Origin of the sequence: Pacificoceanicola algae (assembly GCF_049341065.1) — a bacterium.
Lineage (GTDB): Bacteria > Pseudomonadota > Alphaproteobacteria > Rhodobacterales > Rhodobacteraceae > Pacificoceanicola.
Genome location: NZ_JBMPIX010000016.1, coordinates 1 through 15350, shown reverse-complemented (window position 1 = coordinate 15350; position 15350 = coordinate 1). Strand labels below are relative to the sequence as shown.

14 protein-coding genes are annotated in these 15350 nt (G+C 63.7%); 3 read left to right on the top strand and 11 right to left on the bottom strand.

Annotation, left to right across the window (positions count from 1 at the left end):
* The first annotated feature begins 46 nt into the window (after positions 1-46).
* Complete coding sequence (locus ACOYQJ_RS18645) at positions 47-1168, top strand: DNA cytosine methyltransferase (RefSeq protein ID WP_422907514.1); 1122 nt, start codon at positions 47-49, stop codon at positions 1166-1168.
* A 118-nt stretch (positions 1169-1286) separates the two neighbouring features.
* Positions 1287-1631, top strand: coding sequence for a hypothetical protein (locus ACOYQJ_RS18640; protein WP_422907513.1), 345 nt, complete (start codon positions 1287-1289; stop codon positions 1629-1631).
* Between the two features lie 103 nt (positions 1632-1734).
* On the opposite strand, the gene ACOYQJ_RS18635 is transcribed toward ACOYQJ_RS18640, so the two are convergent.
* From ACOYQJ_RS18635 to ACOYQJ_RS18625, 3 genes are all read right to left on the bottom strand, one after another.
* On the bottom strand, positions 1735-1872 hold the full coding sequence (locus ACOYQJ_RS18635; protein WP_422907512.1) for a hypothetical protein: 138 nt from the start codon (positions 1870-1872) through the stop codon (positions 1735-1737).
* A gap of 224 nt (positions 1873-2096) precedes the next feature.
* Positions 2097-2357: a hypothetical protein gene (locus ACOYQJ_RS18630; RefSeq protein ID WP_422907511.1), complete on the bottom strand. Its 261-nt coding sequence runs from the start codon at positions 2355-2357 to the stop codon at positions 2097-2099.
* On the bottom strand, positions 2357-3085 hold the full coding sequence (locus ACOYQJ_RS18625; RefSeq protein ID WP_422907510.1) for a hypothetical protein: 729 nt from the start codon (positions 3083-3085) through the stop codon (positions 2357-2359). Before ACOYQJ_RS18625 ends, ACOYQJ_RS18630 begins: the two co-directional genes overlap by 1 nt.
* 130 nt (positions 3086-3215) lie before the next feature.
* On the opposite strand from ACOYQJ_RS18625, the gene ACOYQJ_RS18620 reads away from it, so the two are divergent.
* A complete protein-coding gene (locus tag ACOYQJ_RS18620) occupies positions 3216-3905 on the top strand; it encodes a HEPN domain-containing protein (protein WP_422907509.1) in 690 nt (229 codons plus the stop codon).
* On the opposite strand, the gene ACOYQJ_RS18615 is transcribed toward ACOYQJ_RS18620, so the two are convergent.
* The 8 genes from ACOYQJ_RS18615 to ACOYQJ_RS18580 all read right to left on the bottom strand — a co-directional run bounded on the left by ACOYQJ_RS18615 (position 3906) and on the right by ACOYQJ_RS18580 (position 14447).
* Complete coding sequence (locus ACOYQJ_RS18615) at positions 3906-4382, bottom strand: hypothetical protein (RefSeq protein WP_422907508.1); 477 nt, start codon at positions 4380-4382, stop codon at positions 3906-3908.
* Entirely contained in the window at positions 4379-5002 is a 624-nt protein-coding gene (locus ACOYQJ_RS18610) for a recombinase family protein (protein WP_422907507.1), read from the bottom strand. Before ACOYQJ_RS18610 ends, ACOYQJ_RS18615 begins: the two co-directional genes overlap by 4 nt.
* 169 nt (positions 5003-5171) lie before the next feature.
* Positions 5172-5834, bottom strand: coding sequence for a hypothetical protein (locus ACOYQJ_RS18605; RefSeq protein ID WP_422907506.1), 663 nt, complete (start codon positions 5832-5834; stop codon positions 5172-5174).
* Between the two features lie 253 nt (positions 5835-6087).
* Positions 6088-8601, bottom strand: a complete 2514-nt coding sequence (locus ACOYQJ_RS18600; RefSeq protein ID WP_422907505.1) for a bifunctional DNA primase/polymerase — start codon at positions 8599-8601, stop codon at positions 6088-6090.
* Entirely contained in the window at positions 8598-8795 is a 198-nt protein-coding gene (locus tag ACOYQJ_RS18595; protein ID WP_422907504.1) for a helix-turn-helix transcriptional regulator, read from the bottom strand. Before ACOYQJ_RS18595 ends, ACOYQJ_RS18600 begins: the two co-directional genes overlap by 4 nt.
* A 100-nt stretch (positions 8796-8895) precedes the next feature.
* Entirely contained in the window at positions 8896-9426 is a 531-nt protein-coding gene (locus tag ACOYQJ_RS18590; RefSeq protein ID WP_422907503.1) for a hypothetical protein, read from the bottom strand.
* Entirely contained in the window at positions 9417-10592 is a 1176-nt protein-coding gene (locus ACOYQJ_RS18585; protein ID WP_422907502.1) for a tyrosine-type recombinase/integrase, read from the bottom strand. The genes ACOYQJ_RS18590 and ACOYQJ_RS18585 overlap by 10 nt, the downstream gene beginning before the upstream one ends.
* A 762-nt stretch (positions 10593-11354) precedes the next feature.
* Complete coding sequence (locus tag ACOYQJ_RS18580) at positions 11355-14447, bottom strand: Hint domain-containing protein (protein ID WP_422907501.1); 3093 nt, start codon at positions 14445-14447, stop codon at positions 11355-11357.
* Positions 14448-15350: the final 903 nt, after the last annotated feature.

Here is a 15350-nt window from a genome sequence, read left to right as displayed (position 1 = left end):
AAGGTAAGTCTGGGACAAAATGAGAACAAAAGCGGAGGCGAGCCCGATGACATACACGGCGATAGACTTGTTTTGCGGGGCTGGCGGCCTGTCCGCCGGGCTTGAGATGGCAGGCTTCACCGTGCTGGCGGGCAATGACCTCTTTGACGCGGCTGGCCGGACCTTTGAGGCCACGCACCCGAGGGCGAAGTTTATCCCCGGGCCGATTGAGGAGCTTTCCGTTGAGCGCCTGATGGAGGTCACAGGGCTGCGCAAGGGCGAGCTGTCGGTGCTGGTCGGTGGCCCGCCCTGTCAGGCCTATTCGGTCTACAACCATCAGCGCGGGATGCACGACGCCCGGGCCTCCCTGTTCAAGCAATACCTGCGGATTGTCGATGGCCTGCGGCCCGAGTGGATCGTGATGGAGAACGTCACGGGCATCTACTCCATCGCCAACGGGGAAGCCGTCCGGGCAATCAAGGCTGAGTTTGCCGCACTGGGCTATGCGGTTGAGGACGCGGTGCTGCGGGCGGAGGACTACGGGGTGCCGCAGGAGCGGCGGCGCGTCGTGTTCATCGGAAACCGCGTTGGTGCGCCAATCTCGCACCCGGAGCCCACGCACGGGCCGGGCCGCGCGGACCCGTTCACCAAGATCAGGGACGCAATCGGGGACCTGCCACCGCTCAACAACGGCGAGGACCCGGGCCGGGTCGCCTACGCTGACGGCAAGCCGACCAAATACCAGCGACGGATGCGCGGCAACGCGACCACCGTGGGCAACCATGCGGCCCCGAGGCTCGGCAAGGTGAACATGGACCGGCTGCCCTTCATCCCGCCCGGCGGGAGCTGGCGCGACATTCCGCATGACCTGCTGCCCGAGGGCATGAAGCGGGCCAAGCGGTCGGACCACACCAAGCGTTACGGGCGAATGACGTGGGACGGGCTGTCCTGCACGGTCCTTACCAAGTGCGACATCCACTGGGGGGCATACATCCACCCGGATCAGGACCGCGCCATATCGGTGCGCGAGGCCGCGCGGCTGCAAGCCTTCCCCGACTGGTTTGAGTTTGCCGGGTCGAAGACAGAACAGTATGTGCAGGTCGGCAACGCGGTCCCGCCCCTCTTGGGCAAGGCCGTTGGCGACCACCTGATGCGGCTCATGGCTGCCAAGGGCGAGGCTGCCGCCTGACACTGTCGCACTAATCCCCGCCGATTCAGCGCGCGATTGGCGCGACCGACGCAGGGCGCGCGGTGTGTCACTTCTCAACCACTGGCCGATGGAGCCGGATGGAAAAGGAGAGACAGACGTGAAACAGAAACAAGAATTGATTTCGGAGGCAGTCCTGCCGGAACAGAAGCCGACGCTGGCGGAGATCGTCGGCGCGGCGGAGACGCTGGCGGCGGCGAGGCGGCTTCTCGGGGGGACCGGCTGGGCCAGTTTGGAGGAGCGCCGGGGCAGGAAGCGAGTGGTGGTCAACCCCTACATCATCCCGAGGGAGCGCCCGCTTCTGAGTGATGACGTGCTGGAGAAGATTCACCATGCTGCTGAGGTCCTTACGTGGGCCGTCAACCACTCGCTGCCCTTCGTGGCCCTAGACATTCCGACCAATCATTTGGGGCTCTCACTGACCGTCACCTTCGACAGGTGCTGACCTCACCCGAAAAGGGCCGCGCCGGACTATCGCCGCGCGGCCCTGTTTCTGTGGGTCCAAGGAAGGCCAGCCGGACCACCGCCGGAAACGGTCGGTTTACGGGTCAGTGCAGGACGGGGCGTGGCAGCCAGAGGTCGCGGGCGAACAGGCACCAGCCAAGCGCAACACGCACGGCGCGGTCGTGCTGCTGGATCAAATGCGGCGTGGCCCGCTCAGGGTCGCGGACGGCATCTGTCCACACGTCGCGCCGGGTCCCCGGGTATCGCTGACAGAGGAGCCCAACCAAGGCCCCTAACCGGGCGCGGGGAACGCGGTAGAGGCGCGAGAACTGGACAACCATATCGGGCGTGGCCCAGCCGTCTGCGCTCGCCTCCTCCGCGTGGGCCACCAGCGCGAGGTGCGCCAGTTGGAGACGCCGGGGGAACAACTGCCCGTAGGCGTCTGTCAGCCGGTCTGCGTCCATCTTCACGCGCCGCGCCCCGGGCCGGTGTAGGTTGCGCCCAAGGCATCGCCCTGGAACACGCAGGGGACAAAGCCGCCCGCCGCCGTGGCCGCGACCTGCGTTGTGTCGAAGCCCGCGAAAGGGGTGTTCAGGTGCGGCGTGAGGGCGTCTGCGGCAAGGACCGCCGCCGGGCCGTCCGCCGCGTTCACGAGAGCGGAGTGGATTGCGGAGGGGTTCTTGAGGTGGGCAGCGCCCTTGGGGCGGGTGACGAGGTAGAGGGGCATCAGTTGGCATCCTTTTTGTTGAGAGCGAGCTTCACGCGGTCCATCGGGCGAACGCGCCCGGCCTCATACTCGCGGTTGCGGTTGATCGCGCGCTGGGCCGCCAGCTTCACGGCGGCGATGGCGGCTTGGACGCTGCGCGTCTCCTCACCTACCAGCTTGTCGGCAAGGTCCTGAGCGCTGAACGGGCGGGACCGCGCGGGCATCCGGTCGATGATTGAGACGATGGCCGCGCCCAGAGCCTTGTTGTTCGTGGCGACCGCCAGCAGCGCGGCGTTCTTCAGGTCCACGACGCCCGAGCCGTCAAGCTGCTGTTGATATGCAGAGCGCTCCGGCGTCCCGAGGCCAGCGCGGGCTAGGACGGTCACGGGCGAGGCCCAGAGCTGGGCCGTGGTGGCGAGGCTGTCAGACGCCGCGCTCAACTCCTTGAGGTGAGCCCAGCGGGCATCGGAGGAGTTGGTGACGACTTCGCGGCGGGCGATGGCCGCCGCCTTGTCAGCCGCCGTCTGCTGGTCCTTGGGTTGGAAGCCCGCCCGGGAGAGGCTCTCAGCGGCATCTGCCGCACGCTTGGCAACGCCAGCGTCCAGCGTGTCGATCAGCGTCCCGAACTTCTCAGCACGGCGGGCCGCGACCTCAGCGAGGCTGACCACCTCAGCCGTGGACAGGATGGGCTTGTCAGGGATGTCTAGGGGGAGTGATGGGGCGGGGTCTGCCATTGTCGGGCTCCTCATGCCGTGGGCGGCTCCATTGCCGTCCCTTCGCCCAGAGAATACCGCGCCGCTGGTCTGAGAGGCGACTGGAAAGGATTGTTGTTCAAGCAATAGCGCTTGCCATAGGATTGCGAAAAGAGAGGTCTGTGTAATGGCAAGCAAAGCAAGAGCGGCATTCGACAAGAACGCAAAGGATATTCAGCGCCTGTTGAAGTTGCACGAGGATGTCGGCGGAACGGCCCCCGGGCGCAGGTATGGCCTAGAGGTCCTGAACAAGTCCGCAATTGTTCTGATGACCGCATTCTGGGAGGCGTACTGTGAAGACATCGCAGCAGAAGGGTTAGAGCACATAGTGAAGCACGCCAAATCCGCCGATGCTTTGCCGGATGAACTGAAGAAGCAGATCGCCAAGAAGTTGAAAGCGGAAAAGCACGAGTTGGAGATTTGGAAGGTCGCTGACGATGGATGGCGAGACTACCTGTCAGGCCACCTTGAGGATTTGAAAAAGGAACGTGATCGCCGCCTAAACACCCCAAAGACAGATCAGATCAATGACCTATTCAAAGCCGCAGTGGGCATCGAGAAAATGTCAGGAAATTGGCATTGGCCCAACAAAATGAAATCCGCCCGCGCTTCTGAAAAATTAGATAAGTATGTCACCCTCCGAGGAGCAATAGCTCACAGGGGGAAACATGAAACCAGCGTCACCAAGCAGAACGTGACGGACTATTTTGAATTCGTTCAAATACTCGTCCCAAAGACCGGCGGTGTGGTCAACTCGCATTGCATGAAAGTTACTGGCAAGCGCCTCTGGGCGAGGCCGCGACCCAAGAAGAAATAGTCATTCATCACGCGCAATTCTGGGGGTCACGTCTCGCATCTCGGCATCCCTGAGGAAGTCCTCAACGCTCTGTTTCTGTGGCACCACCAATACCCCGCCAGTGTTGACGCTCAGGCTCAGGTTGGCCTGTGCTTCCCCTTCTTTGAACCCGTGCTTGGCCTTGAGGAGGAAGATGTTCGCCACCACGTTGCCTTCATCTGCAAGTGTCCGCAGGTTTCCAACAAGCTGGTCATGCTCTCGGGCGAGGCCGCGCTGGTAAGCCTCGTCAACCTCGGGGTCGCGCTTTCGGACCTCGCGCAGCGTGGCGACGTGCATCCCCAACACCTGCGCGATGGTTGTGAGGTGGCAGCCGCGCCCGGCCAGCTCCTCTATGATCGCCAGTCCCTTGGCCGTCACCTCCCAGCGGGTGCGACCTTCGCCGCCGGGGCCGGGCGAGACAAGGCGCGCGGGCAGGTCGTCATTTTGTTCGTCGGTCATGGGGCGTTCGCCTCCGTCTGTTCACGGTCGTATTTTTGGCAGACGCGCAGGCTAAGCGACTTGCCGCATTTCAATTCCTTGGCGATTGCGTCCATCCCGCGACCCTTGGCGCGCAGGGCGCGGATGGATGCCACGATGGCCTCGCCCGCCGGGGGCCTACCGATGCGCTTGCCCTTCGCGCGGGCGCGCTCCATCCCGGCCTTGGTGCGCTCGACAATCATGGTCCGCTCAAACTGGGCGAAGATGCCGCTCATCTGCATCATGGCCTCGCCCAAGGGGGTAGCGGTGTCGATCCCCTGCTGCTGGATCATCAGGTCCACCTTCACGGCGCGCAGCGTCTCAAAGGTGTTCAGGAGGTCGCGGAGGGACCGACCCAGACGCGATATGTCCCAAACCATCACCACATCGAAGCGGCGGCGCGCGGCGTCGGCCAGCATCCTGTCCAGCTCGGGGCGGCGGGCGGTGGCACCGGATGCCGTCTCGCGGTATTCATGGACTATCCCCCAGCCCGCACGTTCTGCCGTGTCCCTGAGCACCCCTAGCTGGTTCTCGGTGTCCTGTTGGCCGGTCGATACCCGGGCGTAGATCGCGGCGCGGCGCGGATTGGTCTGACAGTGCATTGTTGTTGCTCCATTTCTTCGCTCAACCTGAGGCAGAACATACCGTGAACGATATGGGGCGGTCTACCCGCAAACCGAACGGATACAGGTGTGGAAAGCGGAGCCGCCGGGACGCCAGCGAAGATGGGCCGACATGGCGGCAGACCGGCAGACCCTTTGCGGGTGGGGGTCAGCGCGCCGCGATTTCAGGCCGGTCTGGCACCCATCGCGCAAGGCGCTGGTTCCAAGAGCCGCCCGCGCCATCAAGCGGACGGTCAAGGCCCTGTGGCATCGGTTCCGTGGCGTCGGGGGCGAGCCCGCGCCAGAAGGCCCGTGTCACTGCGCCCGGCTGGATCACGCGGTAACAGAAGCTCCATCCCGCCGCGAACGGATCATAGTTGCGCACCCGCAGAACCGCCTCGCCTGCCGCATGGCGCGGGACAAATGACATTCCACGGGGGCGCTCGGTGTGGTGCACCGGATACGCCTCTGCCCAGTTGCCCCCGTTCAAAAGCGGCAGGTCGCGCGACACCTCATGCCGGTTCTTGACCTCCACGAACCGATGGAAGCTGTCCAGCCATGCCGCAAGCGCATCGCCACTCATCGGGCGCGGAGGCGTGGCGTTCTGCTTGCCGAGGAGGCGGACAGCGGCCCGGATCTTCCGGTGCTGGCCTTCCATCTCGCGCGCGGTCCATGCGTGTGACAGACCCTCCATCAGGTCACAGGGCTCATTGTGCACGTCGCCCGGCCAGAGCTTACCGCCGGACGCGGGGTAGAAGGCCCTTTTGGTGAAGTGCAGCCCCTCGGGGTGTTTCTCCGCCAGATAGCAGTCGGCCAATTCAGTCGGTGTCATTTACAGTCTCCTTTTTATGCGGCGCACAGCGCGCGGTTCGGTGTTTTCCCAGTGGGTCATTCATCCATCTCAGGGCATTCAGGGTTTTCAGGGGTTCTTCTCCCCCGGCGCGGAAGATTCACAGAAAGGAACAGTAAAGGCCGGTATCCGCGAAGAACGCAGCCCGGCGGAGCCCTCCGGATACGGTTGGAACGGACCGCCGCGCGCGGCTGGGGGGAAAGAAGCCCCGAAAGCCCTGAATGCCCGGCGGCGATCACTGCAACACCTGCACCAGCTTGTAAGCGAGGGCGTTGTTCTCCCCTTGGAAAGCCACGATCTTGCGGCCACGCACGATCCGGCCCTTCACCCGTTTCAGATACCGCGCCACGGCCTTCGGGCTTGCGCCCCTCGGACAGGCGGCATCAAGCGCCAGCATCAGCCCATCGCGCCCGGGGCCACCAGCGGCCTCCTCGCCCGCCTTCCGAACCAACTCGCCCGCCGTCACCACCATGCCGAGGTCAATCGTCTGCTCCCATGCCTCGATCAGGCTCGAAAGCTCCTCACGGACTGAATCGACAGCAGCCACATCGGCCTGCGTGTCGTGCGGGTCGGGCTCGCCTGCCCAGACCAGCGCGCCGCGCACGAGATTGGACCAGTCCTCGAAGCCGCCGAACGGCGTCAGCTCTTCCAGCCCGGGGCGTCCGGCAACGATGAAAGCGCGCAGGACCGTCAACGCCGCCGGGACCAGCTCATGCCGCCGCCTCGACACCTCCACTTTGAGGTCAACTTCAAACTTCCGCTCGGCAGGCCGCTCCATTCCTGCGTCCATGGTGCAGAGGATCGCGCGGCGGCTCATGTCCTCCCGGAACTCAAGGTTGTTGCCGTTGGCCAGCCAAAGCGTCCGCGTCGAGACATGGCCTTGGTCGTTGCCGCCCAGCATCCGGTCCTGCCACGTCTCCTGCGTCAGGATCGAACACATGCGCGCGCCTCCCATCGGGCGGTCCACGTTGTCGATCACCACCACGGGATCGCTCTGCATCAAGACCGACATGAGGCGCTTGCGCTCCTCCTCCCCGTCCCCGTCGCCCGACTGGTTCAGCACGGTCGCGGCGCGGCCCATCGCCAGCAGCGCCACTGCGTCGGTCAGCAGACTCTTTCCGGTCCCCATGGTCGGGGCCGTGAAGCCGTGCATCGGGGCCGTGCGCAGGGACCGGCGGCACACCGCCGTCAGCATCGCGGACAGGGCCACAGAGCGCGACGGCGAGCGCCCGTCACCGTCCTCCACGAACGGGAAGCCTTCGATGATCCACTTGAGCTTTGCCAGCGCCGCAACCGCATCCTCTTGCGTCGGCGCATCAGGAACGGCGTCGAAGGTCGCGCCGCCGGTGTCCAATATCAGGCCGGAGGCCGCGTCATACCCCTCCTGCGCCAGCACTGTCCCATCGGCTCGGAGCGTCGGGCATTCCACGATGCCGCGCAAGACGGGCAGCCGCCCGTCGCCCTCGCGCACCCGCTGGATGTAGGCCAGCGACAGTGAAACCGGCGGGCCAACGGGTTTGTCTTTGGTCCCTTCCTCTGTCTCGACCACCTTCACGAAGTTGGCCACGCGGGTCATCAGGTCCCGCAGGCTGTGGGGCTGCACGTCGCGGACGACAAGCGCCCCCTCCTGCCGCACCACGTCGCCATCTAGCTCGGACACGTCGAGCCTGACGGCGCGGACCAGCCGCCCCATCTGCTGGTAGACCGGTAGCCCGGCGGCCATCATCGCGGCCTCCGCCGCGTCCTGCGTCTCATGCAGCCGGTTCTCCGATAACTCCACCCGGGTCCGCTCGTCCTCGCGCCCAGACATGCCCAGCCAGAGCCGGAAACGCTTGCCGACAGGCTCGGGCAGGCACAGCATCTCGACCACCCGCGGGATGCCCGTCGCGGCCTCGCCATCTTCCATCTTCGCGGCGGTCTGGCCTGCCTTGCGGCGCTTGCCTGCCTCCTCGTCGCCTGCCGCCTCGGCAACCGCTACGATGCACCTGTCCGCATCCTCCGTGGGGAGCCCAGCCGACAATAGCGCGCCAGCGAGCGCCATACAGAAATCATCACGCGAGCCCTGCGCAGGGTAGAACCGCGCCACCACCGACAAGAAGGCCAGCAGGCCCGCCGATGACAGCACAAGCGCGGCCTCCCAGCGTGGCGGCGTCCGGTCGTTCTCCCAAGCCACTGCCTCACCGCCGGGGTGGATCGACGGCGGTGCCATCGTGTGGCCGTTTGCCCGGACCTCCAATACGCATGTGGCGTGTTCTTCGGGCAGCCCGTCCATGCCCTTCAGCTCGGGGATGTCGTACTTCTTGATGCCCTTCAATTCTGGGCAGAGGACCAGCCGGTGCGAGCCGGGTGCGCCGAACCGCCCGAACCGGGCCAGCGCAAACAGGTTCAGCTCCGCAAGCCGCCGCGCCTCCGGCCAGTCAAGGTCGAAGTCCACCAGACCGCCGTGGTCCGGCCCCAACCGGAGCCCGAGGTTGAAGCCGCCCATATTCAGCAACTTCGCAGCGTTGTCGCTGCTGACGGTGTTCGGGTCATGCTTGCCCGGCGGAACCTTGCTCCCCGGCCCCAGCCGGATTGGCGTCATTCCCCGCGCTAGGTATCCGCGCGCGGCGTCTAACAATTCTTTCTGGTCGGTCGGTGAGGCGTTCCCAGCTATACTCTTGGCATCAGGGTTTTGATGATGGGTCCTGTCCTCTCCTTCGCCCCCGGCCTGCTTTCCCGCGCCGGGGGCGTTCCTTTCCGCCCCCTTCATCCCGTGGTCCTCGCCTCAGCTCGGGCGGCAACCCAGTCGCCTACCTCGCGCTCAAGCCATGCGACCTTGTTGGCGCAGAGGCGGAGCTGGCGTGGGAAGTCCCCCTGCCGGATCAGCTTGTAGATGGTGGGCTTGGAGAGGCGGGTGCGCACGGCAACCTCCTCTATCGTCAGCAGTGTGTCGGTCTCAGGCATCGGTTTATCCCCGGATATGGCTTCATCTGGGGAGAGACTACGGGGGCCTACCCACGCAGTCGGTCGCGCCATTCAGGGGCGTTTCCGACCGACATAGCCGCTACGAGCGGAGCTGGCTGTCTACCGCTGCCATGACCTCCTCAGGGCTCGGGGGGTTGCCCAAGGTGGCCCGGGCAATGGCATGGGGTGGCAGGGCGCAGGTCACGGCGTTCACTACGAATGCCAGCATCTGGTATGGCTCATAGCGGTTAGTGTTGCGGTGGATGTTGCCCCGGCTCCATTCGTTGCCCCGGTCAACCCAGACCTGCGCCGCCTCACGCACTGCCTCGCGGAAACCCGGCGCACGGACCTTCGCCCCGGCGCGGCCTCGCCCGTATTCAGCCGCCCGCGTTGCCGCCAGCCCAACGTCAAGGTCGTGCGGGTCGGCATCGGGTGAGACCATCTGCGCAAGCTCAAGCGACACCGCCGCCCGCTCTTCAATGTCGAGCTTGTTCCACGCCTTCATCAGGCGCATCAGCGCGGGCCGCTCGCCCCGGGCCTTGTCGTCGGCATAGCCCTCCCAGACTGCCATCTGGGCAACCCGGTCATAGGCTTCACGCACACGGGCCAATTCCTCGTCAGTCAATTCCATTCTTGCCCCCATGCGTCTAGAGCCGCCCGCTTCTCCGGCAGGTAGCTGTATCGGTTGTAGGTTCCTGCCACGCCCTCGATAGCGTGGCCCAGGACGCGCTCAATGTGTTCCTGCGCCACCCCGAGGCGCGCCATGTGCGTTGCGGCGGAGCGGCGCAGGTCGTGCAAGGTCCAGCCCTCCACCTCCGACAGCTTGTCCAGCCGGGCCTTTGCCTTGGAGAAGCCGGAGACGGGCCGCTTGCCCGCCGTGGTAGACAGCATGAAGTCCCCGCTGTTCCACTTGGGCAGGCCCTCGACAACGGCCAGCGCCGGGGCCGACAGCGGCACCACCTGCGGGCGGTCGGTCTTGTAGTGGCTGGCCGGGACCTCGAATGCCTGCTGGTCGGGCAGCAGCCAGCCGCGCTCTAGGTTGGCTACCTCCGCCCGGCGCTGCGCAGTCAGGATCAGCAGCCGCACCATCGGCCCGAACGGGTATCCCATCTTGCCCGCCGCCGCCCAGACGGCGCGCAGCTCGTCCATCGACAGCACCCTCTCTCGCGGCGTGTATCCCAGCTCGGGACGGCGCATCCCGGCCACCGGGCTCGCGGCCAAAAGTCCCCGGTCCACCGCCCAGTTGAACAGCTTGGTGATGTGCTTGCGGACCTCGCGCGCCGCGCCGGTCCCGTGTTCCAACGCAATGTCGTCCAGCAGCTCGTGCGCCGCCGCCCGGTCGATCTGGTCGATGGGCCTGCCCCGCCAAGCCGGGACGGCGTAGGTGTCCAGAAGCCGCTCAGTGTCGCGCCACTTGACGGTGTGGGCCTTTGCGTGAAGCTCGATGAACCGGGCGCAGATGACCTCGAACACCCGCTCACCCTTCTGGCGCATTTCATCCTTGCGCTTGTCCGCTGGGTCGTCGCCCCGGTCGGCAAGGTCGATTGCGGCCCGCGCCCGCTCACGCGCCGCCTTGAGGTCGATCAGGGGATAGGCCCCGAGGGTCATCCGGCGCAGCGTCCCTCGGTTGCCGCCTGCGCCCCGGCCCGCGACCCGATACATCACCGACCAGCTCTTTTTGCCGCGCTCTGTCACGCGCAGGGCGAGGCCCGGCGTCAGCGTGTCGAACACCTCCAGCCGTCGCCCCGCTTCTGGTGCGATCTTGGACACGGCCATCTCTGTCAGCTTCTTCTTCATATGCGGCTCCGGGGTAACGCTCGGGTAACGGACTAGGGGGCTATTCGGCTTTACGGGCCGATACCATCGGAGCCGACTATAGCGTCCAAGTGCCTGCAAAGATAGGGGTTTAGGCTATGCGCGGAGCCTGACGGATACCGTGGGAAACCGTAGGCCCGCCCCTTGGTAAGGGAGAGGTCGAGAGTTCAATTCTCTCCAGCAGCACCACTTTCTTCCCATGGAAATCAAAATCTTTAGAAAAACAGGGCTTTGGCGGTCTGGCGGTGTGCCAACCATTGTGCCAACTGAGGTGCCAATCACACTTGGCACATCGGACGCAGTATGAAGACGCGAAAGGTCTAAGGAACGAAGACTCGCAACGAGCGATATAAGTTCAACCGTAAGCGTTGCATACAGCCCCCTGTTTGAGGGCTGTATCGTAGACATATTCCTTGTATATTGCCGCGTAGCGCCAATACATTAGGGTAAATTCATACTCGTTCGGCCCTTTGCTACCTTTCGCACGACCTTGCTAACGCTGCGGTGCGGCCCGTCATTCCGGACTTTCGCTGCAGGTGCGAAATCGAGCCGGCCGCGAATTGGGAAGATGCGGACCATTGCCCAGTTCGGATGCAATTGCCGGTGTCAGCTTATCGCTGGAGGCGTTTAACTGCCTGGTATTTCGCCCAGAGGGCCCGCGGACGAAGAGGTTCGCTTGGACTCTTACCTTCCGCCGGGACAAGCGTGTGAAGCGCTTCTGCAACAACGGCGGTCCCACCCCAGCTATCGCTTTGTGCGGCGGCCCCAGTCGGACGCAAATCGCGTAAAATCGATTTGTTGGTACTTTGAAACCGGTTGGACCAATACCACGCCGTTGCGGCGATGGCGGCGGGTGAGGTTGGCTTTTTGTTTGCCGCAGATCACGGGACGGGCGGGTATCATTCCGGCCAGGCGGTCGCCGATCCCGGGGAAAATCGCGGTGATTTCGCGCCAGGCATCGGAACCCATCATCTGTTGGGCCTGTGGGCCGGGCAGTAGGGTTTCGGCCGGGGCGCCATTGGCGAACACGATCTCATGGCTGTCGCAGAGAATGTGAAAATAGCGCACGTGGCCCTCGCGCGTGTCGGCGTGGATGCCGCGCATGTCGATCAGTTTCTTGGCGGCGACGAAGACCTCGGGCATGCCGGTCATGCGCCAGGCGATGTCCGAGCGGATCAGCATGCGGTGCTGTGGCGAGACGAAGAGCGTTCGGTTCGGGATTGCGTCGCCGAGCGCACCGCGCGCGATCCGGATCGGTCGCAGCCTGTCACTTCGCGGTACCCGCGAAGACCCGATCCAGCGGATCTTTTGCGGGCCGTTGTCTTGTGTGAGGATCGTGTCGCCTGCCTGCAGTTTCTGGATCTCGACCTCACCGTCCGGGGTCCGGATGCGGGTGCCGCGCACGAAACACGCGACGCCGGTGTTCTCGACGGTAAAGCTGCTGCCATCGGCGGCCGCTCCGGTTAAGGTCAGGCTATCGCCGGGCGCGAACTGAGTGTTGTCGGAATAGTCGACGTCTCCCACGCCGTCATTCGACTGATTGAGCACGCCGTCGTCGGCCTGATCTGCATGCAGTTCCCAGATGTCGTCGTAGAAGGCGCTCAGGTCCAGAAAGTCATTGTTGGTGGCGTCGCTGTCTGAGAGCGTGCCAGTATTGCCGGCGTTGAAATCGCTGATCGTGTCAGCACCGTCGCCGGGGGTGTAGGTAAACGTGTCGTCCCCCGCACCGCCGGTAACGGCGTCATTGCCCGAACCACCGATGAGTGTGTCGTCACCGATGCCGCCAAAGATTGTGTCTGCGCCATCGCCGCCCGAAAGCACGTTATCTTCGGTGTCGCCCGTCAGAGTATCATCGCCGCCGCCAGAGTTGACGTTTTCGATGCCTGAATAGGTGTTGCCATACTGGTCAGTGCCAGTGGTCAGGTTAAGATCGTATGCGTACCCAAGAACATCCGTTTCCTCAGCCTCGATCTGCATGACATCGATGCCGGTGCCACCGATATAAGTGTCGCCTGGACCAGTATGAAATCCGGCACGGATCGTGTCGTCCCCAGCTCCGGCATCTATGACGTCATTGCCATCAAACCCGTGTAGGTCGTCATTGCCGGCACCACCGGAGATGCTGTCATCGCCGAGCCCACCCGCTATGGTGTCGTTCCCGGCTCCTCCCTCCATCGTGTCGTCGCCATCCCCGCCAATCAGGCTGTCGTCGTCGGCCCCGCCGTCGATGTAGTCCGCACCGCTGCCACCTGTAATCGTGTCGGTGCCTTCGTTGCCGAACAGCCCGATGCCCACGCCATCGGCGCTGGCGTCGAGCGTGTCATTGCCGCTGCCGGTGAACACGTTCTCGATTTCCGAAAAGGTGATCGTATCCGCGCCGGAGACGATTGTGCCCACTTCATCCGCGCTGAAGCTGACGGACATGTTCGTGGTGACGGCGCTGCCGTCGATGGTATCGCTGTCGGTTCCGGTCGAGACGCCTTCGCCACCAAGGATGCTATCGTTGCCGAAGCTGTCCGCCAGAAGGAAGGTATCCGCATCAGCATCACCGCTCAGGGTGTCGGCGCCCGTGCCACCGTCAAGGGTGTCCGCACCGACCCCGCCGGTGATCGCGTCTGCGCCCGCTTCGCCGCTCAGGTTATCAGAGCCGCCGCCGCCGTCGATCACATCATTGCCGATGCCGCCCCAGATGTAATCCACGCCGGAGCCGCCAGTGAGCGTATCGTCGCCAGCAAAGCCGCCAATGAAAAGTCCCAGCGTATCCGACGCGCCATTGATGAAATCGGCGTAGCCTGTCGACCAGATCGCCTCGATCTCTGTGAACGTGCCAGAGGCAAAGCCCCCGCCATAGTCATAACCCCCCGCCGAGGGGCCACTGAACGTGACCGTAACGCCCTGTGTTGAGAGGAAATTGCTGAAAGCAATGGCGTCAAAATCATTGCCGCCCTCGCCACCAGTTATGACATCGGTATTGTGGTCGTCCGTTATCGCAAAGACATCACCGCCATCACCGCCATAGAGCGTATCTGACCCAGCACCACCGGACAGGTTATCGTTTCCGGCATCGCCGTACACCGTATCGTTGCCGTCGCCGCCAACGATGGTGTCGTCCCCGTCGCCACCGTACATGACGTCATTTCCGGCGTCGCCCGGTCCAAAGACACCAATGACATCGTTACCAGTCCCGCCGTAGACGGTGTCATCGCCAGCGCCCGCACTTACCGTATCGTTGCCAGCCCCGGTATCAATCAGGTCTTTGTCGCCATCGGCGCCATCAATCTGGTCGCCATTGGAATCGCTATCGCCGCTGCCCATTGCGTCGTCGCCAGCGGTGCCGTCGACAACCTCGACGAAATCGCCATCAAAGCGGTCAGCAAATGCCCAGGTTGGGGTTGCGTTGACGCTGTCAAGCGTCAGGGATCGGATTGACGCCGCCTCGAGCGCGTCCTGCTCCGCACCGGCGGCGGTTTCGGGAAGCAGGTAGAGATTGCCGGCCGTGTCCTGAATCAGGGTGGCCGTGATCGTGGCCGTTGTGCCATCGAAATAGGTGATGGTCGCGTTGTAAATGACGGTGCTGTCAAAGGTCTGGTCCGCGCCGCCGTCTATTCTGAACTGATCGTTTGTAACGAGGTTGTCTGTATCGTAGCCGGATGTATTCCCACCGGAAAATCCCGCCGTCCCCGGTGAAAGGCTTTGGATGTGGTCATAAAGCGGGTCGCCTGCCGACCCAAAGGTAGAGCCGACAATCGTGCCCGCATTTTCTGCGGCACTATTGCCCTCGGTTGGATCGAGATCGGCGATATTGCCAAGAAAGAAGACGTCAAAGGTGGTGCTCATGCCGCCCCGTCGCCATCACATCCGGCTGCGATGCACACATGCCTTCCGGCCCGGCCACCAATAGGCGCCGACCAGGAAAACCGGATAATTGCGGTCCCTACAGCATCCATCATTCTCTATTCTCTGCCTTGCGGTGAATGGGCTTCTCAGGTGTGCCATGCGCCACGTTTAGTGTTCAGTTTCGCCTATTTGGATTGCACGAGCGTAAGTCGACATCGACTTTTTCTTGAAAAGTTGAGCAGAATTCAGCGGTGTTGCCTCGCGTGGGCACCCATGCATCGCGGCCACTTCCATCCGTGCGCCCATCGAGCGGTTTGATAAGCGAGCGGCCAGCCAATTTTCAGCGTCCCTTGTCATCGCGATCGACCGGCAGGGTCTGTGCGACCGCGCGTTGGAAAGCAAGCGTGCCAAAGTAGATATGCGTCTTATTTTGTTGGGCACTCGTCATTGAGGGACCGGCCGGATTGACGATACTGCGGCATGGCTCTGGACGATGTTGTTAATACACGCTGTAGGGGGCCCAAAGATCGCCCCCTTCCAAGCTCGACTTCTCGCATTTGTAAGCATTGGGCAAACCGTTCTCACAGCCAGCTTCCCCACAGCAGAACAAACTCCTGATCCTTGAACGTTTGAATGTCGGCTTTCGCCGTTGACCCAATTATCTACCGCAACTGCGGCGAAAGTCCGTTGTCCGCCGATTCCGTGGAAAAACACCCGTTCGCTGGCGCAGAATATCGACGGCTGAACGTGGCGCGAGCGCCTTTCCTGTCAGGCTTTTCGCGGTTGCTGCGGTGCAGGAAGGGTCTTGGCCAGTTTCCGGAGGTTTTGGGCGGTTGCAGCGAGGAGGAATTCGTCATTTGCGCCGCATGCACTGCCCGGCAGGGTCATGGCGCAGCCATGATC

Excerpts from the sequence above, each read along its gene's own strand:
- ACOYQJ_RS18615 (WP_422907508.1), bottom strand. The coding sequence starts at position 4,382 with ATGACCGACGAACAAAATGACGACCTGCCCGCGCGCCTTGTCTCGCCC.
- ACOYQJ_RS18610 (WP_422907507.1), bottom strand. The coding sequence starts at position 5,002 with ATGCACTGTCAGACCAATCCGCGCCGCGCCGCGATCTACGCCCGGGTA.
- ACOYQJ_RS18605 (WP_422907506.1), bottom strand. The coding sequence starts at position 5,834 with ATGACACCGACTGAATTGGCCGACTGCTATCTGGCGGAGAAACACCCC.
- ACOYQJ_RS18580 (WP_422907501.1), bottom strand. The coding sequence starts at position 14,447 with ATGAGCACCACCTTTGACGTCTTCTTTCTTGGCAATATCGCCGATCTC.
- ACOYQJ_RS18630 (WP_422907511.1), bottom strand. The coding sequence starts at position 2,357 with ATGCCCCTCTACCTCGTCACCCGCCCCAAGGGCGCTGCCCACCTCAAG.
- ACOYQJ_RS18600 (WP_422907505.1), bottom strand. The coding sequence starts at position 8,601 with ATGAAGGGGGCGGAAAGGAACGCCCCCGGCGCGGGAAAGCAGGCCGGG.
- ACOYQJ_RS18595 (WP_422907504.1), bottom strand. The coding sequence starts at position 8,795 with ATGCCTGAGACCGACACACTGCTGACGATAGAGGAGGTTGCCGTGCGC.
- ACOYQJ_RS18625 (WP_422907510.1), bottom strand. The coding sequence starts at position 3,085 with ATGAGGAGCCCGACAATGGCAGACCCCGCCCCATCACTCCCCCTAGAC.
- ACOYQJ_RS18590 (WP_422907503.1), bottom strand. The coding sequence starts at position 9,426 with ATGGAATTGACTGACGAGGAATTGGCCCGTGTGCGTGAAGCCTATGAC.
- ACOYQJ_RS18645 (WP_422907514.1), top strand. The coding sequence starts at position 47 with ATGACATACACGGCGATAGACTTGTTTTGCGGGGCTGGCGGCCTGTCC.
- ACOYQJ_RS18585 (WP_422907502.1), bottom strand. The coding sequence starts at position 10,592 with ATGAAGAAGAAGCTGACAGAGATGGCCGTGTCCAAGATCGCACCAGAA.
- ACOYQJ_RS18620 (WP_422907509.1), top strand. The coding sequence starts at position 3,216 with ATGGCAAGCAAAGCAAGAGCGGCATTCGACAAGAACGCAAAGGATATT.